This is a genomic window from Actinotalea solisilvae (assembly GCF_016464425.1).
Lineage (GTDB): Bacteria > Actinomycetota > Actinomycetes > Actinomycetales > Cellulomonadaceae > Actinotalea > Actinotalea solisilvae.
This window is the reverse complement of sequence record NZ_JADDKQ010000007.1, coordinates 77,357-96,754: the sequence shown is the minus strand read 5'-3', so window position 1 is coordinate 96,754 and position 19,398 is coordinate 77,357. Positions and strand designations below refer to the sequence as shown.

The window sequence follows — 19,398 nt, the reverse complement described above, 5'->3', positions numbered from 1 at the left end:
TCGGTCCATGGTTGAGTCGGTCAACCATGGGTGCCTAGGGTGGCGATGCTTGGTCCACTCAACTGTTGACCGGTCGAACTCTGGAGCCGACATGACCCTCACCTCCGCGGCCGTCCGGCCCGCAACGATCACCCCGGCCCGCGCCGCGATCGGCGTCGGCGCCGCGCTCGTGGTCAACGTCCTGGTCTTCCTCGCCGGCGACGCGCTCGGCGCGACGTTCGACGTCGGCCAGGCACAGCCCGCCTCCCTCGTCGCCGTCGCGGTCTCGACCGTCGTCCCGCTCGCGATCGGCCTGGTCGTCGTCGGGCTCGTCGCCCGCCGTCGACCGAGCTTCCGCCGGTTCGCGGCCTGGGCGGGCCTCGTCGTCGCCGTCCTCTCGACCGCCGCGCCGTTCACGATGGCCGCCGAGACGACGACGGCGGCGACCCTCGCGCTCATGCACCTGGTCGTCGGGGCGACCTGGTTCACCCTCACGCGCCCGGCCGCGGCGCGCTGACCGGTCGGCGCTCAGCCGACCAGCGGAGCGCCCTCGGGCAGGCGGAACAGGCGCTGCCGCTCGCGGACCGCGAGCGCCGCGCCGAGGCTCACGGGGCCCAGCCGCCCCACGAACATGAGCGCGACGAGGAGGAGCTGGTGCGCGGGCGCGAGCTCGGCCGTGATGCCCGTCGACAGGCCGACCGTGGCGAGCGCGGAGACGACCTCGAAGAGCACCTCGTCGAGCGACAGGTCGGAGGTCGCGGTCATGACGAGGGTCGGGATGATCACCGCGGCGACGCTGAGGAGGGCGACCGCGAGGGCCTGCCGCTGCACCGCCGGGGTCATGCGCCGGTCGAGGATCGTCGCGTCGGGGTCCCCGCGCAGCTCGGACCAGATGACCACGAGCAGGACGGCGAAGGTCGTGACCTTGATGCCGCCCGCGGTGCCCGCCGACCCGCCACCGATGAACATGAGCACGCCGGTGCCGAGCAGCGTGCCGTCGTCCATGGCGCCCACGTCGACGCTGTTGAAGCCGGCCGTGCGCGGCATCGCCCCCGCGACGAAGCCCGCGAGCAGCTTGCCGGGGGTGCTCAGGGGGCCGAGGGTGGCCGGGTTGCTCCACTCCGCGGCGAGCATGAAGAGCCAGCCGCCGAGCAGCAGCACGGCGGTCATGAGCATCGTGATTTTGGTGTGGATGCTCCACCGGCGGGGCCGACGGTGCTCGCGGCGCAGCTCGAAGAGCACCGGGAAGCCGAGGCCCCCGACGACGACGGCGCCGACGAGGGGCAGGCAGATCCACGGGTCGGCCACGAACGGGACGAGGCTGTCGGAATACAGCCCGAACCCGGCGTTGCTGAACGCCGAGACCGCGTGGAACACGCCCTGCCACACGGCTGTCCCGAACGGCATGTCGTAGGCGACGGCGAACCGGACGGTGAGCAGGGCGGCGACGACCGCCTCGCACACAGCCGTGACCCGGGCGACCCCCAGCAGGACCGAACGGACCTCGCCGGTACCCACGGAGCGCGTGGACGCCGCGGCGACGAGGCGCGAGCCGAGGCCGAGGCGGCGCTGGATGACCAGGCCCAGCAGCGTGGCGAGGGTCATGATGCCGAGGCCGCCGGCCTGGATCAGCAGCAGCACGACCACCTGACCGAGCGGCGTCCAGTGGGTCGCCGTGTCGACGACGACGAGGCCGGTGACGCACACGGCCGACGTCGCCGTGAAGAGCGCCTCGAGCACGGTGGTCGGCCGCGTGGCCGTGGCCGGCACCAGGAGCAGGAGCGTCCCCACCACCACCGCCCCGGCGAAGCCGGCGACGACGAGCAGGCCGGCCCGGCGACGCATGCCCGGCACGAGACGCCGGAGCAACCCGCCGGGGGTCGCGCCCGCGGTGTGCGCGGCGACCGTGCCGACGTCGCGGGGCGCGCGGGCCGTGCCGTCCTGCGACGCGCCCCTCGCCTCCACGGCACGTGACATCGGTCGGGCTCCGTCGACGGGGCCGTCGCGGGTCGCGCCGGCTCGGAGGCTCCACCCTCCCGCCCGCTCGCCGGCCGGGCGGACGCGCCGTGCGCGCCGGACCGCAGATCTTGACGTTTTCCTGACGCCGGGGGCCCGTCAGGCGTCGAAGAGGTAGCCCTGGCCGGGACGCGTGAGCAGGTGGACCGGGTGACCTGGGTCGTCCTCGAGCTTGCGCCGCAGCTGGGCCGCGTAGACGCGCAGGTAGTGGCCCTCCGTCCGGTAGGACGGTCCCCAGACCTCCTGCAGCAGCCGAGGGCCGCTGACCACGCGCCCACGGTGCCGCACGAGCACCTCGAGCATGGCCCACTCGGTCGGCGTCAGACGCACCTCGTCGTCGCCGCGGTGCACGCGCTTCGCGCCGAGATCGATGCGGAGCGCGCCGGCGCGGACCACCGCGCCGTCGCGCTCCGCGACCGGCGTCGCCCGGCGCACGGCGGCGCGCATCCGCGCGAGCAGCTCCTCGACGGCGAACGGCTTCGTCACGTAGTCGTCGGCGCCGAGGTCGAGCGCGTCGACCTTGTCGGCCCCTGCCTGACGCGCCGAGAGCACCACGATCGGCAGGGTGGAGCTCGCGCGGATGCGTCGGATCACCTCGAGCCCGTCGAGGTCGGGCAGGCCCAGGTCGAGGAGGACCACGTCCGGACCGGCGCCCAGCGCCAGCTCGACCGCCTCGTCGCCGTCGCGCGCGAGCAGGGGTACCCAGCCGTGCGCGCGAAGGTGGATCGCCAGGACGCGCCGGAGGGCGGCGTCGTCGTCGACGACGAGCGCGACGGGGGCCGGGTCCGCGTGCCCGCTCACGCGCGTTCCGTCAGCGTCGGCTCCGCCACCGGCACCGTGACCTCGACGGTGAGCCCGCCGCCCGGCGTCGGGAGCACCGCGACGTGCGCACCGAGCGTGTCGGCGAGCCCGCGGACGACCGCGAGCCCCAGCCCGAGACCCGCGCGGGGCGGGCCCTGGGTCGAGCCCAGGCGCTCGAACGCCGCGAACGCGCGCTCGACCTCGTCGCCCCGGAGGCCGGGTCCACGGTCCACCACGGCGACCACCATCGACCCGCCGCGCACGGCCGCGGTGACCCGCGCCGGGAAGGCGGCGGGGGCGTGCTGCGCCGCGTTGGACGCGAGGTTGGCGACGACGCGCTCGAGCAGGCCGGGTCGGTGAGCACGAGCGGCAGGTCGTCGGGCAGGTCGAGGACGACGCGCCGCGGGTCGACCCCTTCGAGCGCCCGGGGGATGACCTCCTCGAGGCTCACCGCCTCGACGTGAGGGCGCACGGCGCCCATGCGGAGCCGCGAGAGGTCGAGCAGGTCGTCGATCAGCCGCTCGAGGCGGGCCGTGCCGGTGTCGATCGCCTCGACCAGCACGGCGCGGTCGTCGGCGTCGAGCACGGGGCCGTGCGCCCCCAGCCCGTCGACCGCGGCCCGCACGGCGGCGAGCGGCGTGCGCAGGTCGTGCGAGACGGCCGCGAGGATGGCCGTGCGCGCGGCGTCGAGGTGCTCGAGCTCGCGCGCCCGCTCGGCCTCGCGACGCAGGCGGGCACGGTCGAGCACGACGGCGGCCTGCTCCGCGAACGCCGTGAGCACGCGTTCCTCCGCGGCCGTGAGGCGGTGCCCGGGCAGCGCGAGCAGGACGTCGCCCGCCGCACGCTGCGGGACGTCACGCGCACCGGCGACGTCCGAGCCCGCCGGCGCCCCGGGCGGGTAGGACGCCGCGGTCGCCCAGCCGCCCGGTTCCGCGGACCGGGTGAGGACGAGCGCCCGAGCGGAGCCGAAGCGGCGGGCCAGCTCCTCGGCCACGCCCTCGGGCGAGTCGCGCCCGGCGAGGACGGCGCGCGACAGGTCGGCCAGCGCGGTCGCCTCGGCACGGGCTTCCCGCGCGTCGGCGCGTCGGCGCTCCGCCAGGCCGACCACCGACGCGACGGCGCCCGCCACCAGCGCGAACACCATGAGCGCGAGGGCGTTCTCCGGGTCGTCGATCGTCAGGCCGCCCGTCGGCTCCGTGAAGAAGTAGTTGAGCAGCGACGCCGCGAGGACCGCGCAGACCAGCGACGGCGCGAGGCCACCGACCAGCGCCGTCACCACGACGAGCGTGAAGAACATCATGAGGTCGGTGGGGAGCCCGAGGACGTCGCGCTCCCGGAGCAGGGCCGCCGTCAGGGCTGCCGGGCCCAGCGTCGCGAGCAGCCACCCCGCGACGGTGCGGCGCCGGCTGAGCGCGCCCCGGCGGCGCACCCCAGGCACGGCCCGACGGGCGGGGTCGATGTCGGGCGCCCACGTGGTCACGCACTCAGACTGCCAGGCCGCGCCCGGGCGGCCCCGGAGCGCCCCGACGGTCCCCTCGTGAGACGCGACCTAGACTCCGGGCATGGCGGCGACGGAGACCCGGCTCCTGGTGCTCGGTGCCGTGCGCCTGTTCGAGCCCGTGAACGGGTACCAGATCCGTCGCGAGCTCCTCTCGTGGGGCGTCGACGACTGGGCGCACGTGCTGCCCGGGTCGATCTACTCGAGCCTCGCCACGCTCACGAAGCAGGGTCACCTCGTGCGCCAGGACGTCGAGGACGGCGGCCGCACGGTCGCGGTCTACGCGACGACGCCGTCGGGGCGGGACGAGCTCGACCGGCTGTTCGAGCACGCGATGACGACCGTCGACCCCCTCGATCCCCTGCCCGTCCACACCGCGATGAGCATGTGCTCGCTGTTCGCGCGCGACGTCGTCGCCGGGCACCTCGAGACGCGCGCCGCCGCGCTGGGTGCGCACCTCGAGGCGCTCCGCGCCGCCCACGCCGCGACGGCGGCGGGCGCCTCACCCCCGCACGTCGCGCGCGTGCTCGAGCTCCAGCTCGGCATCGCGGAGCTCGAGCGCACGTGGGTCCGGGACCTCGCGATCGCGGTGCGCCGTGGCGAGCTCAGCTTCGCGGGCGAGCCGGCGACGTGGTCCCCGCCGGCCGACGACCCGGGCTGGCAGATGGCGCACGACCGCGACCGCTACGCGGCGATGCTCCGCTCGCGCGCCGTCTGACGGCGTCGCCCCTCGCAGGGGTCAGGGAGTGTCGGACCCCTGCGGCATCCTCCCGATGAGTTCCCGGCGACAGCCGGGTCAATCCACGACGGCGGGCCGACCGCCGTCCGCAACGGCGTTGACAGGCGAGCGGCGCGTCACCCAGCATGGCCGGTGTTCAAGTTTGAATAGATCGCGGAGGGGCCGATGATCGAGGCACGCGGGCTGGTCCAGACGTTCCAGACCAGACAAGGGAGGCAGAAGGCCGAGGTCCGCGCCGTCGACGGCGTCGACCTGGACGTCGCCGAGGGCGAGGTCGTGGGCTTCCTCGGCCCCAACGGCGCGGGCAAGACGACGACCCTGCGCATGCTCACGACGCTGCTGCGCCCCACGGCGGGCACCGCGCGCGTCGCGGGGTACGACGTCGTCCACCAGTCGGTGCAGGTGCGCCGGAGCATCGGCTACGTCTCGCAGGCCGGCGGGGCGTTCAGCGGCGCCCGTGCCGGGGACGAGGTGGTCGACCACGGCATGCTCTACGGCCTGCCCCGCGGCGTCGTCGAGCAGCGCGGCAAGGAGCTGTTCGAGCAGATGGACCTGCCGGGGCTGTGGACGCGCATGCCCAAGAACATGTCGGGCGGCCAGAAGCGCCGGCTCGACATCGTCATGGGCCTCATCCACGAGCCCCACCTCGTGTTCCTCGACGAGCCGACGACCGGTCTCGACCCGCAGGCGCGCGCGAACCTCTGGGAGCACATCCGTGGGCTGCGCGACCGGCTCGGCGTGACCGTGCTGCTCACGACGCACTACCTCGACGAGGCCGACGCGCTGTCCGACCGCATCGTCATCATCGACCGCGGCCGGGTCGTCGCGTCCGACACCGCGGACAACCTCAAGTCGCAGGTCGCAGGCGACCTCGTGGACCTCGAGCTCGCGGACGCGTCGCTCGCGTCCCGGGCGGCCGAGCGCCTCGGGACGCTCGTCGCGGGCCGCGACGTCGTCGAGGTCGACGGGCCCCACGTCCGGGCGCGCGTCCCCCACGCCGGACGCTCGCTCCAGGGCCTGCTGCGCGACCTCGACGGCGCGGGCATCGAGCTCGAGTCGATCGGCGTCCTCCGGCCGACGCTCGACGACGTCTTCCTCACCCTCACGGGCCGCAGCCTGCGCGACGCCGAGTCCGCCACCGACCCCACCGGACGCACCGACGACGGCGACCGCGAACCCGCCGTCGTGGGCGCCGCCACCCCCTCGACCCCGACCACCGGAGAGGCCGTCCGATGACCACCACCACCGCACCCCGGCGCGGCGCCGCGACCGCGGAGGCCGCCGTGCGCGGCGGGACGCCGTCGTCGTTCTTCCGCGAGAGCTTCATCGTGTTCCGCCGCCAGCTGCGCATGAACCTGCGCAACCCCGCCTGGGTCATCATCGGGATGCTCCAGCCGGTGCTCTACCTGCTGCTGTTCGGCCCCCTGCTCGAGCCGCTCATCGGCCAGTTCGGCGCCACGAACGCGTACACGTTCTTCGTGCCCGGCATGCTCGTGCAGCTCGGCATCTTCGGGGCCTTCTTCGCCGGGTTCAGCCTCATCGGCGAGTGGCGCGAGGGCGTCATCGAGGCCGAGCGCGTCACCCCGGCCAGCCGCACGGCCCTGCTCGTCGGGCGCCTCTACCGCGACCTCCTGCAGCTGCTCGTGCAGGCGCTCATCCTCGTCGGCCTCGGCTACCTCATGGGCATGCGCGCCTCCGGCACGGGGATCGTGCTCGGCGTCGCCATCACGCTGCTGCTGGGCGGCGCGTGCGCGGCGGCGTCCAACGCGCTCGCGCTCACGACCAAGTCGGAGGACGTCATGGCGCCGGTCATCAACATGGTGATGATGCCCGTGCTCCTGCTGTCGGGGATCCTCCTGCCGATGACGATCGGGCCGACGTGGCTCCAGGACGTCAGCGACTTCATGCCCATCCGGCACGTCGTCGACGCCGTCCGCGCCTCCTTCGCCGGGGACTTCGGGGCGTCGGCGATGACCTGGGGCATCCTCTGGTCGGTGGGCATGTTCGTGCTCGCCGTGTGGTGGGGCACGTCGACGTTCCGGCGCGAGAACGCCTGAGGGCCGCGCCCCTGCCCCTCGTGGTCATGCGGGGACTCGCGCCCATCGCTGACCACCCACCGTCGCCCCGTCACCCTCCCCGGTGGCGGGGCGCGTGCACCCGGACCCCGGCCGCGCCTGACGCCGCGGTCGCAGCACCGCCCGGTGGCCGCACAGGACCCACGAGATCGGACAAACCACCCGATTGCGACTATCGGCCGGACCGGCGAGCCGTCATGCTCGGCGCACCACCCGCCCCGAGTCGGGAGCACGCGCATGCGTCCAGGAACGCGCCAGGCCCTCCTCCACCGCCGCACCGCTGCCCTCACTGCGGCAGCCGCACTGGCCGTGGTGGCCGCTATCGCACCACCCGCCACCGCAGCCGACGACGCCACGTGCGCTCAGGTTCGATTCATCGGCGTCCGCGGCTCGGGTCAGAGCGTCGGGTACGGCGCCCAGGTCGACGACGTCCTCTACGGCTTCGCGATGTCGATGAGCGCCGCCGGCCACCGACCCACCGTCGACTACCACGCCCTCGACTACACCGCCGCCCCCGTCGAGACGCTCGCGGCCGCCGGCGGCATCGACGAGTACATCCGCAGCATCACCACCGGCGTCCAGCTGCTCGACGTCTACATCGACAACGCGGCCGCCCGATGCCCCAGCCAGACGCTCGTCCTGGCTGGCTACTCCCAGGGCGCGATGGTCGTCCAGGAGTACCTGAGCTCGCCCGAAGCATCAGCAGCGATCCTTACTCGCGTCGCCGGAGCCGGCCTGGTCGCGAGCGGAGACCGCGAGCGCCCACCCGGCTGGATCGCGCACGAGTACGGCACCGCGACGCCCAGCAGCGGAGCTCGCACGACCATGCTCCTGCGCAACCCGCCGAACATCTCCACCCAGCTGCGCGGACGGGTCCTGAGCCTGTGCGACCGGGGAGACCTCGTCTGCGACACCGCTCGCGGCTCCGCGCGTCCACTGACGGCCATCGACATCCACGTCAACGCCTACCAGTGGGGCAAGGGTGCCGACCTCGGCCAGCGCCTCGCGCAGCTCGCCCTCGGCGCCGCGTACCCCCAGGACGCCGCCTACACGGTCCGTCCTGGCGAGCCGGTCGACGTGACACTCCACGCGACCATGTACGTGTCAGGGTTCGAGCCGCTGTGGCGGATCGACTCCGGTGAGCTGCCACCCGGCCTCCAGCTCGACCCGGTCACCGGGCGCATCGCCGGCACGCCGACGACCGAGGGCACGTTCGACCTCCACGTCGCCGTCGAAGGGCGCACGTGGAAGGTGTGGGTGCCCGCCACCGTCAGCTTTCGCGTCCAGGAGCCCGTCGTCGACCCGCCACCCCCACCGCCCACCGGTGACGTCACCGTCGACTTCCAGGGCACGGTCACCGAGGCGAGCCGTTGGGTCGCCGAAGACGAGGAAGGCAATCCGGTCCCCGGGCCCACCGACCCGGTACTGCCCGACGACATCCAGGTCGGCACACCCGTCACAGGGTCGTACACCTTCCGCGCCAGCACGCCGGACACCCACTGGGACCCCACCGACGCCACGTCCGGCGTCTACCGGTACACCGCAGCTCCCTACGGCGTCAGCCTGGCCGTCGGGTCCCTCACGTACGCCACGACGTACCCCAGCGACCCGTGGACGGAGCCGTTCACGATCGCGACGACCGACGCGCCCTGGGGCGACTCCTTCCAGTGGAACGTGATGTTCCCCTCGGCGAGCAACGGCGTGCCCGTCCTCGACTTCGACTGGTGGTCAGCCGGCCCGCCGACAGCGCTGACCAGTGACGCGCTGCCATCCGGGGCGCTCAACCTCAGCACGTTCGACTCGACCAGGCTCCGAGTGACCGGCTGCGCAGACGAGGTCTACAACGCCGACTGGGGCTGCGCCACGTCGGCGTACGGGATGGAGATCCAGATCACGTCCACGTCGACGCGGCCCTGATCCTGAGAGGGCCGGCTCAGCCCGGCTGCAGCTCCTGCGCGAGCATGACGAGGATGCCGCTGGGACCGCGGACGTAGGTGAGCAGGTAGGCGTCCTCGTAGCGGGCGACGCCCCGCAGGGGGTGGCACCCGTGCCGGGCGGCGATCGCGAGCGCCTCGTCGAGGTCGTCGACCGCGAACGCCACCCGGTGCATGCCGATCTCGTGGGGCTGGGTCGGCTCGGTCTCGATCGCGACGGGGTGGACGTACTCGAAGAGCTCGAGCCGGCCGTGGCCGTCCGGGGTCTGCAGCATCGCGAGCCGGACGTGGTTGCCGTCGAGGCCCACGGCCGTGTCCGCCCACTCCCCGCTGACCTCGCCCCGGCCCAGCTCGGTCAGGCCGAGGTCGGTGAAGAACGCGATCGCCGCCTCGAGGTCCCGGACGGCGATGGCGACGTTGTCGAGCCTGATGGGCATGGACAGCACGCTACCGAGGCACGCCGCCGCGCGGGGGGGGGACCCCCCCCCCGCGGCGGCGCCGCGCCCCAGGCGCGCGCCCACGGGCGCCCCCCCCCCCCCCGCCCCCCCCCGGGGGGGGGGGGCCCCCCCCCCGCGGGGGCGGCGCCTCTCCCTAGGCTCGCGCCATGGGGACGAGGCCGACGCCTCCGCGGTCGCGGGGCTCCGCCCTGCCTCCCCGCGCGGCACCCGTCGTCGGTCTGGCGATGACGGGCCTCGGCGCGGCCCTGCTGGCGCGCGCGTCCGCGTCCGTCGCGTCCGTCGTGCTCCTCGTCGCGGCCGGCCTGGTGGCCGCCGGGACCGCACGCCTGCTCCGCGCCCCCGAGCCGCAGCGTGACCGCCGGGTCGACGTGGCCACGGGCCTCGTCCTCGTCGTCGCCGGCGTCCTCGCGGTCGTCCTGTCGTCGGCGACCGTGCGCGTGCTCGTCCTGCTCGTCGCGATCGGGCTCGTCGCCACGGCGGTCGCCGAGCTGACGGGCTCGCGCCGCGACGACCGGCCGACGGCCATCGCGCTCGCCGTCGCGTCGGTCGCGCTCGCCGGCGTGGTCCTCGTGTGGCCCCGCCTGTCGCTGTGGGCGATCGGCGTGGCCCTCGGCGCCTGGCTGGTCCTCACCGGGCTGGTCACGGTCGCGCGCGCCGTGCTCGGCCGTGCGCCGCGGACCGCCCGCCCACCGCGGCGGGCGCTGCAGCGGGCCGCCGCGGCCGGCGCGCTCGTCGTCTCGGTCGCGCTCGTCGTCGGGACCGTCGTCGTGCACCGCGGCGACGTCCGGGTGGCGCCCGACGCGTTCTACTCCCCGCCGCTCGCGGTGCCCGACGAGCCCGGCGTGCTGATCCGGAGCGAGCCCCTGACGACCGGCGTGCCGGACGGCGCGCGCGCGTGGCGCATCCTCTACACGACCACGGACGGCGACGGCCGCGCCGCCGTCTCGAGCGGCACCGTGCTGGCGCCGCTCGACGCGGGCGAGGCACCGGCGCCCGTGCTCGCCGTCGCGCACGGCACCACGGGCGTGACCCCGCGGTGCGCGCCGTCCCTCGCGGCGCAGCCGTTCGCGGACGGCGCCGGGGCCGCCCTCGAGCGCATGGTCGCCGCGGGCTGGGTCGGCGTGCTGTCCGACTACGTGGGCCTCGGCACCGCCGGCCCGCACCCCTACCTCGTCGGGCCCGACACCGCGCACGCGGTCCTCGACGCCGTGCGCGCGGCGCGCTCGCTGGAGCTCGACCTCACGCACGACGTCGTCGTCTGGGGCCACTCGCAGGGCGGCCACGCCGCGCTGTGGACCGGGATGCTCGCGGGGGACTACGCGCCCGACGTGCCGCTGCTCGGTGTCGCAGCGCTCGCACCCGCGAGCGACCTGCCGGCCCTCGCGGAGGGCGTGCGCGCCGAGGCCATCGGCAAGCTCGTCTCGGCCTACATCGCGGCGTCGTGGGCGGAGCACGTCGACGGCGTCGAGCTGCGCGAGGTCGTCACGCCCGGCTACCTGCCGCTCGTGCGACGCATCGAGGACCTGTGCTTCACGGGCCGCGACGTCGTCGCCGCGCTCGCGACGGCGTCGCAGATGACCGACGAGGTCATGCGGCCCGACGTGCTCGACGGCGAGGTGGGCGCGCTGCTCGCGGCGAACAGCCCCGACGGCGACGTACCGGTGCCCGTGCTCCTCGCCCAGGGCTCGACGGACCCGCTCGTGCTCCCCGCCCAGCAGCGCGCGTTCGTCGCGACCCGCTGCGCCGCGGGCCAGGCCGTCGACTACCGCGAGTACGAGGGCCTCGACCACCTCTCGCTCGTGGCCGCCACGTCTCCGCTCACCGACGACCTGGTGGCGTGGACGCTCGCCCGGCGCGCGGGTGAGCCGGCCGCGGACACCTGCGCCTGAACGCAGCGCGCTGGCCTGGACCGGCCCGGGTCAGCGTGCGAGCGACATCGCCATCCGGCGGTACGTGTGACGCCGGCCGCGGATCGCGATGCTGTACGCCATCAGGTTCTCGGGGAGCGCGATGCCGAAGAGGCCGCAGTCGCCCAGGTGGTGCACGTCGGTGCCGGTCATCTTGGCCATGAGCGCGATCCGCCGGATCGTGTCGACGTCGGCGCCCTCCTGCGACGTGCCGACCGTCGTCATCGTCAGCGCGCCCGCGGCGTGGACCGTGTCGACCCAGCCGCGCACGAGCGCCTCGTGGCAGCCCGGCACCGTCCCGGGCGCGGGCAGCAGGACGACGTCGGCGCCCGCCGCGACGAAGCCCTCGAGCGACGCGTCGTCGACCAGTCGCGAGCCGGCCTGCGACACGCTGCCCGCCGCGTGCATGCGCCCGGCCATGAGCACGACGGCGTCGCCCACCGCGTCGCGGACGCTCCGCACGGCGCGCGCGAGCGAGTCGTTGGTGACGCCCATGCCGGGGTTGCCGGTGAGCACGATCGCGTCGACGCCGAGGGCGACGGCGGCCGCGACGTTCTCCGGCGTCGCGAGGCGGCCGCCCTTCTCGCCGGGGCCGAAGTCGTCGTCCGTGGCGCGGTCGGCCTGCGGGTCGACCGGCTCGAGGTTGACCGCCACGAGCCGGCCGGTGAGTCGCTTGATCTCGCGCACGACGTCGCCCGGGGCCGCGTCGATCGCGAAGACCGCCGGCGACTGCACGTCGAGCAGGTTGACGACGAGCAGGTCCGCGCCCATGGCCGCGGCGAGCTCAGGGTTGCTGACGTCGTGCACCGCGGCCATCGCGGGCGCGATCATCTCCGCGGCGAGCACGCGGCCCTCGCTGCCCCGGATCGAGGCGAGGACGTCCGCGCGGCCGTAGCCGGCCAGCTCGCGGGCGGTGGTGTCGATGAGGCGCTTGACCACGGGTCTCCTTCGTCGGGCACAGCAGGTCGTCGGGCACAGCAGGTCATCCGGCACAGCAGGTCATCCGGCACAGCAGGTGTCGGGCACGGTGGGAGCAGCGACGTCAGGCTCCCGCGACCACCACCAGCTCGTTCCCCTCGGGATCGGCGACGCACCAGCGGCCGTCGCCCGCGTCGAGCACCCGGCCACCGGCCGCGACGGCGGCGTCCACCCGCGCCTGCGCGACGTCGCCCGGCACGGCGAGCTCGATCTCGAACCGGTTCCGCTGGCGGAGCCGCTCGGTCTCGGACGTGTCGATCTCCTGGAACGCGAGCACGGGCCCGAGCCGCCGCGGGTCGACGAGGTCGGTCAGCGCCTCACGGCGGTCGTGGACGTACCCGAGCGCCGCGGCCCAGAACGCGCGCACCGCCGCGACGTCGGCGGCGTCGAGGAAGAGCTGCACGAGGCGCGGCAGCGCCGGGTCCGCGGTGGCGCCGAGCTCGCGCGCGGCTGCCTGGACCCGCGCGGCGAGCGCGGGGAAGTCGACGTCGAGACCGTGGGCGTCGGCCTCCCCCTGGTCCTTGCCGCTGTCGAGCACCACGAGCCCGGGGCGCAGGTCGACGAGCAGCGGGAAGCCGGCGTCGTCGGCGAGGACGGCCGCGGCCAGGGCGAGGTCCCGCTGCTGCTCCGGCGAGGCGACGCGGTAGCAGGCCATCGCGCCGAACACCGCGTGCCAGTCGGACGTCCCGGCGTCCTCGCCGATCGCGTCACCCGGGACGAGGTCGACCTCGTTGCCGTCCGCGTCGGCGAGCCGGACCCCGTACGGCCCGGACGGCTCGCCCAGGTCCGCCTGCTCGACGGCCGACGCCGGACGCACCACGTCGAGATGGATCCGCTGGCGCAGCGGCCGCGACTCGCCGGACCGGCGGACCCGCAGCGACGGGTCCCGCCCCAGCGGGTCGGTCAGCACGCCCTCCTCCCCGGACGCGTAGTCGAGCGCGCGCTGCCAGAACGGCGTCACCGTCGACGGGTCCGGGGACTCGAGGACGACGCCCAGCGCCTGCAGCACGGCGGGGTCCGGGCGCAGGCCGGTCTCCCGCGCCGCCGCCGACACCGCCTCCGCGTGCTCGACGGCGTCGAGCCGCACGCGCACCCCGGTCGCGCGCACGTCGACCACGGCGTCGGGTGCCAGCTCGAGGGCCCGCCCGGCCAGAGCCGCGCCCGCGGCGAGCGACGACGCCTCGAACCACGCGGTCGCGACGCCGTCGACCACGCGCCAGTCCGTGCCCAGCCCGTGCGCGCTCGACGCTCCCGTGCTCGACGCTGAGCTCATCGCGGACGACTCCTTCCGGGCGGCGTGGCCCTGACACGGACGGCACGGGCACCACGGGACGCCGCGCCAGTATCGACCCGCCCGGCGGGCGGGGGCCACGGCCTGCCCAGGTCCGTGGACTCCGGGCGACATCCCCGGCGCTCCTCGCGAGGATCCTCGAGGTCGACCCGGCGCACGCCGCCGTCGTGTCGGTGGCGTCCGGCACGATGGCCCCATGCCCACCGAGCTGCCCGAGCTGGTCGTGCCCGACGCCGCCGCCTGGCGCGCCTGGCTGGAGGAGAACCACGCGGACCCCGACGGCGTCTGGCTCGTCCTGACGAAGAAGGGCGGCACCGTCACGACGCTCACCTACGAGCAGGCGGTGCTCGAGGCGCTGTGCTTCGGGTGGATCGACGGGCAGGGGCGCTCGCGCGACGCCGAGACCTCGTTCCAGCGCATGACGCCGCGCCGCGCACGCTCGCGCTGGTCGGCGCTCAACGTCCGGCGCGTGGGTGAGCTGGAGGCCGAGGGCCGCATGACGGAGGCAGGCCGCGAGCAGGTCCGCGCAGCGCAGGCGGACGGGCGCTGGGAGGCCGCGTACGCGGGCCCGGCCACCGTCGAGGTGCCGGCGGACCTCGCGGCAGCGGTCGCCGCGGAGCCGCGCGCGCAGGCGTGGTGGGACGTGCTCACGTCCGCGAACCGGTTCGCGATCATCTACCGCGTCAGGGACGTCAAGCGCGCCGAGACGCGCGAGCGCAAGATCCGCGAGTTCGTCGCCGCGCTGGTCGAGGGCCGCACGCCGTACCCGCAGAAGCGGCGCCCCGAGGGCGCCTGACCCGGCACCAGCACGAGCACCGGTCCGAGGAGGCCCGACCCGGCACCCGGGTCCCCGGACGGCTCACCGGCACCGCCCGCCGGCCGATAGGGCTCCGAGGGCAGGTGTGGGGCCGCCCGGGACGGAGTGCGCCGTGGCACGGCAGCGGTCGGAGGCGGAGGCCCAGGTGGCCGAGCTGCTGCACACCGCGCGGGAGGCCCTCGGCCTGAGCGTCTCGTTCCTCTCGCGCCTCGACGGCACCACCCAGCACCTCGAGGTGGTCGACACGTCGCTCCCGCTCCTCTTCCGCGAGGGCTCGACCGTCAAGCAGTCGACGAGCTTCTGCCAGGCGATCCTCGACGGCCGCCTGCCCGACGTCATCCCCGACGTCCGCGACCACCCCGAGGCGCGGCGCCTCCCGGCCGCCCGCTTCGCGCACGTGCGCAGCTACCTCTCCGCACCCGTGACGCTCAGCGACGGCCGCCTCTACGGCACCTTCTGCGCCGCGGGCCTCACGCCCGACCGCGACCTCTCGGCCCGCGACGCCGCCCTGCTCAAGGTCCTGGCCTCGGCCGCGGCGATGATCATCGAGCCCGGCGTCGTCGAGCGCGAGCGGCGCGAGGCCATCGAGACGCGCCTGCTGCCGATGATGGCGGCGGGCGGCCCGACCGTCGTCCTCCAGCCGATCGTCGACCTCGCGTCCGGCCTGCGCACGGGCGCGGAGGCACTGAGCCGCTTCCCCGCGGCCTGGGGCACTACGCCCGACGTCGTCTTCGCCGAGGCGCACGACGTCGGCCTCGGCGACCGCCTCGAGCTCCTCGCACTCGAGCGCGCCGTCGACCACCTCGACCGCCTCGACGGGCACCTCGCGCTCAACGTCTCGCCCCAGACGCTGCTCACGCCGGCGTGCGCCCGCCTGCTCGCGCGCCTCCCGCTCGACCGGGTCGTCCTCGAGCTCTCCGAGCACGACCCCGTCGAGGACTACGAGGCGCTCCGGGCGGCGCTCGCCGGACCGCGCGCCGCGGGCATGCGGCTCGCGATCGACGACGTCGGCGCGGGCTTCTCCTCGCTGCGGCACATCGTCCTGTGCGCGCCGGACGTCATCAAGCTCGACCGGAGCATCGTCGACGGCCTGTCCGCGGACCCCGTCCTGCGCACGCTCGTCGCGGCGCTCGTGACGTTCGCGCACGGCCACGGAACCGGGGTCGTCGCGGAGGGCGTCGAGACCGCGGCCGACGTCGCGGAGCTGCGCGCCCTCGGCGTCGACGAGGCGCAGGGCTGGTTCTTCGGCCGGCCCGGACCGCTCGAGGACCTCGGGCCGCTCGCGCCCGGCGTGCCGGCGCAGCGCACCGCTGCGACGTCGGCCGCGGTCCGCGCCCCGCTGCCCGCCGGCTGACCGCGAACCCGTCCTCCTGGGCTGTCGATTTCCGCACCCCTCGCGCGTCATGCTTCCGACGGGGCCGCAGGGGCGTCGTCGGAGACCGGGAGGACCCATGACCACCACCCAGGAGTACGTGCTGCTGCTGCACGGCGACGAGGCCGGCTGGCGGGACGCGGACGAGGCGGCGATCGCCGAGGCGTACCGCGAGCACGGAGAGTTCTCGCGGCTGTGCGCCGAGCGCGGCCACGAGATCGTCGGCGGCGCCGAGCTGCGCCTCAGCGAGACGTCGCTCGTCGTCCGGCGGAGCGGCGACGCCGTCCAGGTCACCGAGGGGCCGTTCACCGAGACGGTCGAGCAGCTCGGGGGCTTCTACCAGGTCCGCACCGCGGACGTGCGCGACCTCGCGGAGCTCGCCGCGATGCTGGTCGGCACCGGCGCGGTCGAGATCCGGCCCGTCGTGCCGTCGAGCGAGCAGCCCGACGCCGCCCTCGCCGGCGCCGAGGCGGCGTCGTGAGGTTCGTCGTCCTCCTCTACCAGGACGAGACCGTGTGGCGGGACGCGAGCCCCGCGGAGCAGGCCGAGTACTTCACGCAGCACGACGCCTTCTCGGCCGCCGTGCCCGCGGGCGGCGGCGCAATCCTCGGCGGCGAGGCGCTCGTCGGCGTCGCGTCGGCGACGAGGGTGCGGCGCCGGGGCGAGCACGTCGACGTGACCGAGGGCCCGTTCGCCGAGACGACCGAGCAGCTCGGCGGGTTCTACCTCGTCGAGGCGCCGGACCTCGACGCGGTGACGGAGTGGGTCCGGCTGCTGCCCGAGTACACGATCGAGATCCGCCCCGTCGCGGACATGACCGACGCGTGACCCACGACGCGACGCCGGCCCTGGAGCTCGCCTGGCGCGAGCACTGGGGCCGGCTCGTCGCGCTCATGGTCGGGCAGACCGCGCGGCCGGACCTCGCCGAGGACGCCGTCGCGGACGCGTTCGCCGCGGCCGCGCGCACGTGGCCGCGGTCGGGCGTGCCCGCCTCGCCGGGTGCTTGGCTGCTCACCGCCGCGCGCCGGCGCGCCCTCGACGTGCTGCGCACCGAGGCCGTGCACCGTCGCAAGGTGCCGGTCATGGTGGTCGACGCCGACCTGCGCGCGCAGGCGGCCGCGACCACGGACCCGGGCGCGCACCTGGCCGACGAGCGGCTCCGCCTCATCTTCACGTGCTGTCACCCGGCGCTCGCGCCCGACGCCCGCGTCGCCCTCACCCTCCGCTTCGTCGTCGGCCTCGACGTGCCGGACCTCGCGGCGCTGCTCCTGCTCCAGGAGACGACGGCGGCCGCCCGCCTCACCCGCGCCAAGAAGCGCCTCGCGACCGCGGGCATCCCGTTCGTCACGCCCCCGCCCGAGCGGCTCGACGAGCGGCTCGACGTCGTCGCGACCGTGCTCTACCTCGTCTTCACCGCGGGCTACCACCCCGGCCCGCGGGACCGCGGGCTGCGCGTCGACCTCGGCGACGAGGCGATCCGGCTCGTCCGGCTGCTCGACGCGCAGCTGCCCGGACGCGCCGTCGTGCGCGCGCTGCTCGCGCTGCTGCTGCTCCAGCACTCGCGGCGCGACGCGCGGCTCGACGCCGAGGGCGGCCTCGTGCTGCTCCCGGAGCAGGACAGGTCGCTCTGGCGCCGGGACGAGATCGCTGCGGGCCTCGACGTCCTGGGCAGCCTGCCGCCCGCGTCCGGCCTCGCCGAGGAGTACCGGCTCCAGGCGCTCGTCGCGGCCGAGCACGCGACAGCGGCGACACCCGCGGACACCCGCTGGACCGTCGTCGCGGCCCACTACGCGGCGCTCGAGGCGCACACCGGCTCGCCCGTCGTGCGGCTCGCGCGCGCGGTCGCCGTCGCCGAGGCCGCGGGCCCCGCGGCCGGCCTCGCGCTGCTCGACGGGCTGGACGAGGCGCTCCCGCACCACCACCGCCTGCCGGCCGTGCGTGGCGAGCTGCTGCTGCGGCTCGGGCGGCGCCCGGAGGCGGCGCAGGCGTTCGGCCGCGCGCTCGAGCTCGTCCGCAGCGACACCGAGCGCCGCCACCTCGAGGCCCGCGCGGCAGCCGCGCTCGCCGAGGACGACGCCGACCGCCGCGCCTGACCGGGCACGACGACGCCTCGGGCACGCCTGTCGGTCCACGAGCGGCGTTCCGTCTCACGACGCGACGCCCCCCCGGGCGGCTAGGGTCCCCCCGTGATCACGGAGGACACCGCACCCGCACCCGCGCCGCCCGTCTCACGCCTGAGCCACCTCGCCTGCCTCGGCATCGGCGCAGGGTTCGCGCTGCTCGCGCTGCTGCCCTGGCTGGTCACCGGCATGCACCTCCCGCTGCAGAACCTGTGGGCGGTCGAGACCCGCCCCGAGGACATGCCGATCGCGCTGCTGCCGCTGAACCAGTACCTCGTCGTGGAGATCCTCAGCCTGCTCGTGCTGGCGTACGGCGTGGGGGGCATCACGCTGAGGGTGATCGGGCGGCGTCGTCCTCGCCGGGCGGCGCTCGCCGTCGGTGGCGGCGTGCTGGGCGTTCATCTCGTCGCCGCGGTGCAGGCCGTCATGACCGTCGCCGCCGGGCTGACGGAGCGCACCGCCTCGACGCTCTACGTCGCGGCACTGGTCGGCGTGGTGGGCATGGCACTCCTCACCGGGCTGGGGGTGCTCTGGCTCGTCTCCGCGCCGCCTCGCGCCGGAGCGGTGATCGGGCTGAGCATCGCGGCACTCCTCGTCATGCCCTGGCTGTCGGCCCTCCTGGTGCCGCTCGGAACGCCCCCCGGTGGGCTCATGACGTCGGTCCTGGTCACCCTCCTCCCCTGGCTCCCCGCGACGCTCGTCGGCGCGACGATCGGCTGGGGAGGGCTCGGCACGCGCGCGCGGGTGGTCGCCGCCGTCGCCGCTCTGACCCTGCTCTGGCTCGTTCCTGCTGCCCTCACCGCGGTGACCGCGGCAGTGGGCTCACGGGTGCTGCTGCCGTACCCGACGGAGATGGTCGACTACGGGCTGGGTGTCTTCCGAGCGGCGGCGTCCGCGCCCGACCTGGTCGTGCCGCGGCTGCTCGTGGCCCTGGCCGTCGCCGCCGCGGGCATCGCGGCGCAGCGCCTGATCACTCGGCGGACGGGTCCCGGACGGAACCGAGCCGCGGCGCCGCCCGACCGTCCTGCTCCGGCGCGGCGAGAGCTGCCCTGACCTACCTTCGGCACTCCGCCGGGCCTCAGTCCTGGATGATCCCGCCGATCATCCCGGCGACCCCGCCGGTGGTCTGCGCGCCGCGCACGGCGCGGTTGTTGGCGCCCTTCATGCGCGAGTCCGAGAGGCCCTGGAGCGAGCGGTTGTAGTGGTCCGCCGCCCGCACGTCGTGCATCGAGGCACGGGTCTCGCTCTCGTGCTTGTGACGCTTGTCGGCGTTGCGGTAGCGCAGGTACATGACGCCGTAGAACAGCGGGCCCGCGAGGAGCAGCAGCCACGCGATGTTGGTCCCGTCGTCGCCGGACGAGCCGGACGCCAGGACCTCGGTGACGACGGTGAGCGCGTGCAGGTGCATCTCGA

Annotated in this window: 19 protein-coding genes and 1 pseudogene; 12 read left to right on the top strand and 8 right to left on the bottom strand. The window is 75.3% G+C overall.

The genetic code is table 11. The annotated features are described in order from the left end of the window. Nucleotides 1–91 precede the first annotated feature (91 nt). Nucleotides 92–496 (top strand): DUF6069 family protein, encoded by a 405-nt coding sequence (locus tag JIG38_RS07350; RefSeq protein ID WP_199423115.1) that lies wholly within the window; start codon nucleotides 92–94, stop codon nucleotides 494–496. 11 nt (nucleotides 497–507) lie between these two features. Here JIG38_RS07350 and JIG38_RS07345 read toward each other — a convergent pair whose 3' ends face one another. The 4 genes and pseudogenes from JIG38_RS07345 to JIG38_RS21225 all read right to left on the bottom strand — a co-directional run. Beyond that, the gene (locus tag JIG38_RS07345; protein ID WP_307844663.1) at nucleotides 508–1,944 is read right to left on the bottom strand and encodes a TrkH family potassium uptake protein; all 1,437 of its coding nucleotides are present in this window, start codon (nucleotides 1,942–1,944) and stop codon (nucleotides 508–510) included. A 150-nt stretch (nucleotides 1,945–2,094) separates the two neighbouring features. After that, complete coding sequence (locus tag JIG38_RS07340; protein ID WP_199423114.1) at nucleotides 2,095–2,796, bottom strand: response regulator; 702 nt, start codon at nucleotides 2,794–2,796, stop codon at nucleotides 2,095–2,097. After that, nucleotides 2,793–3,143, bottom strand: a complete 351-nt coding sequence (locus JIG38_RS21230) for a sensor histidine kinase (protein WP_372419877.1) — start codon at nucleotides 3,141–3,143, stop codon at nucleotides 2,793–2,795. The genes JIG38_RS07340 and JIG38_RS21230 overlap by 4 nt, the downstream gene beginning before the upstream one ends. A gap of 146 nt (nucleotides 3,144–3,289) precedes the next feature. Further along, nucleotides 3,290–4,225 (bottom strand): annotated as a pseudogene (locus JIG38_RS21225) (DUF4118 domain-containing protein); the annotation flags it as partial. A gap of 133 nt (nucleotides 4,226–4,358) precedes the next feature. Here JIG38_RS21225 and JIG38_RS07330 point away from each other — a divergent pair. The 4 genes from JIG38_RS07330 (at nucleotide 4,359) to JIG38_RS07315 (ending at nucleotide 9,025) form a co-directional block, all read left to right on the top strand. After that, entirely contained in the window at nucleotides 4,359–5,012 is a 654-nt protein-coding gene (locus JIG38_RS07330; RefSeq protein ID WP_199423112.1) for a PadR family transcriptional regulator, read from the top strand. Nucleotides 5,013–5,198: 186 nt separating this feature from the next. Then, nucleotides 5,199–6,269 carry an ATP-binding cassette domain-containing protein gene (locus JIG38_RS07325; RefSeq protein ID WP_199423111.1) on the top strand — a complete coding sequence of 357 codons (1,071 nt, stop codon included), beginning with the start codon at nucleotides 5,199–5,201 and terminating at the stop codon, nucleotides 6,267–6,269. Next, the gene (locus tag JIG38_RS07320) at nucleotides 6,266–7,090 is read left to right on the top strand and encodes an ABC transporter permease (RefSeq protein ID WP_199423110.1); all 825 of its coding nucleotides are present in this window, start codon (nucleotides 6,266–6,268) and stop codon (nucleotides 7,088–7,090) included. Before JIG38_RS07325 ends, JIG38_RS07320 begins: the two co-directional genes overlap by 4 nt. A 255-nt stretch (nucleotides 7,091–7,345) precedes the next feature. Then, on the top strand, nucleotides 7,346–9,025 hold the full coding sequence (locus tag JIG38_RS07315; RefSeq protein WP_199423109.1) for a cutinase family protein: 1,680 nt from the start codon (nucleotides 7,346–7,348) through the stop codon (nucleotides 9,023–9,025). Between the two features lie 16 nt (nucleotides 9,026–9,041). Here the strand turns inward: JIG38_RS07315 and JIG38_RS07310 are convergent, their stop codons facing one another. Next, nucleotides 9,042–9,479, bottom strand: a complete 438-nt coding sequence (locus JIG38_RS07310; RefSeq protein ID WP_199423108.1) for a VOC family protein — start codon at nucleotides 9,477–9,479, stop codon at nucleotides 9,042–9,044. Between the two features lie 167 nt (nucleotides 9,480–9,646). Here JIG38_RS07310 and JIG38_RS07305 point away from each other — a divergent pair, with 167 nt between their 5' ends. Further along, nucleotides 9,647–11,389, top strand: coding sequence for a lipase family protein (locus tag JIG38_RS07305; RefSeq protein ID WP_199423107.1), 1,743 nt, complete (start codon nucleotides 9,647–9,649; stop codon nucleotides 11,387–11,389). A gap of 30 nt (nucleotides 11,390–11,419) precedes the next feature. Here JIG38_RS07305 and JIG38_RS07300 read toward each other — a convergent pair whose 3' ends face one another. Then, nucleotides 11,420–12,346, bottom strand: coding sequence for a DUF7916 family protein (locus JIG38_RS07300; protein WP_199423106.1), 927 nt, complete (start codon nucleotides 12,344–12,346; stop codon nucleotides 11,420–11,422). Nucleotides 12,347–12,449: 103 nt separating this feature from the next. Then, a complete protein-coding gene (locus JIG38_RS07295; protein ID WP_233404603.1) occupies nucleotides 12,450–13,658 on the bottom strand; it encodes a VOC family protein in 1,209 nt (402 codons plus the stop codon). 214 nt (nucleotides 13,659–13,872) lie between these two features. Here JIG38_RS07295 and JIG38_RS07290 point away from each other — a divergent pair, with 214 nt between their 5' ends. The 6 genes from JIG38_RS07290 (at nucleotide 13,873) to JIG38_RS07265 (ending at nucleotide 19,038) form a co-directional block, all read left to right on the top strand. Beyond that, nucleotides 13,873–14,472, top strand: coding sequence for a YdeI/OmpD-associated family protein (locus tag JIG38_RS07290; protein WP_199423105.1), 600 nt, complete (start codon nucleotides 13,873–13,875; stop codon nucleotides 14,470–14,472). Between the two features lie 133 nt (nucleotides 14,473–14,605). Further along, the gene (locus JIG38_RS20960; RefSeq protein WP_199423104.1) at nucleotides 14,606–15,847 is read left to right on the top strand and encodes a sensor domain-containing phosphodiesterase; all 1,242 of its coding nucleotides are present in this window, start codon (nucleotides 14,606–14,608) and stop codon (nucleotides 15,845–15,847) included. Between the two features lie 97 nt (nucleotides 15,848–15,944). Next, nucleotides 15,945–16,346, top strand: a complete 402-nt coding sequence (locus tag JIG38_RS07280; protein ID WP_199423103.1) for a YciI family protein — start codon at nucleotides 15,945–15,947, stop codon at nucleotides 16,344–16,346. After that, nucleotides 16,343–16,693 (top strand): YciI family protein, encoded by a 351-nt coding sequence (locus tag JIG38_RS20955; protein WP_199423102.1) that lies wholly within the window; start codon nucleotides 16,343–16,345, stop codon nucleotides 16,691–16,693. Before JIG38_RS07280 ends, JIG38_RS20955 begins: the two co-directional genes overlap by 4 nt. After that, nucleotides 16,690–17,958 carry an RNA polymerase sigma factor gene (locus tag JIG38_RS07270; RefSeq protein ID WP_307844662.1) on the top strand — a complete coding sequence of 423 codons (1,269 nt, stop codon included), beginning with the start codon at nucleotides 16,690–16,692 and terminating at the stop codon, nucleotides 17,956–17,958. The genes JIG38_RS20955 and JIG38_RS07270 overlap by 4 nt, the downstream gene beginning before the upstream one ends. A gap of 93 nt (nucleotides 17,959–18,051) precedes the next feature. Then, entirely contained in the window at nucleotides 18,052–19,038 is a 987-nt protein-coding gene (locus JIG38_RS07265) for a hypothetical protein (RefSeq protein ID WP_199423101.1), read from the top strand. Between the two features lie 25 nt (nucleotides 19,039–19,063). Here JIG38_RS07265 and JIG38_RS07260 read toward each other — a convergent pair whose 3' ends face one another. Further along, complete coding sequence (locus JIG38_RS07260) at nucleotides 19,064–19,393, bottom strand: hypothetical protein (RefSeq protein ID WP_199423100.1); 330 nt, start codon at nucleotides 19,391–19,393, stop codon at nucleotides 19,064–19,066. Nucleotides 19,394–19,398: the final 5 nt, after the last annotated feature.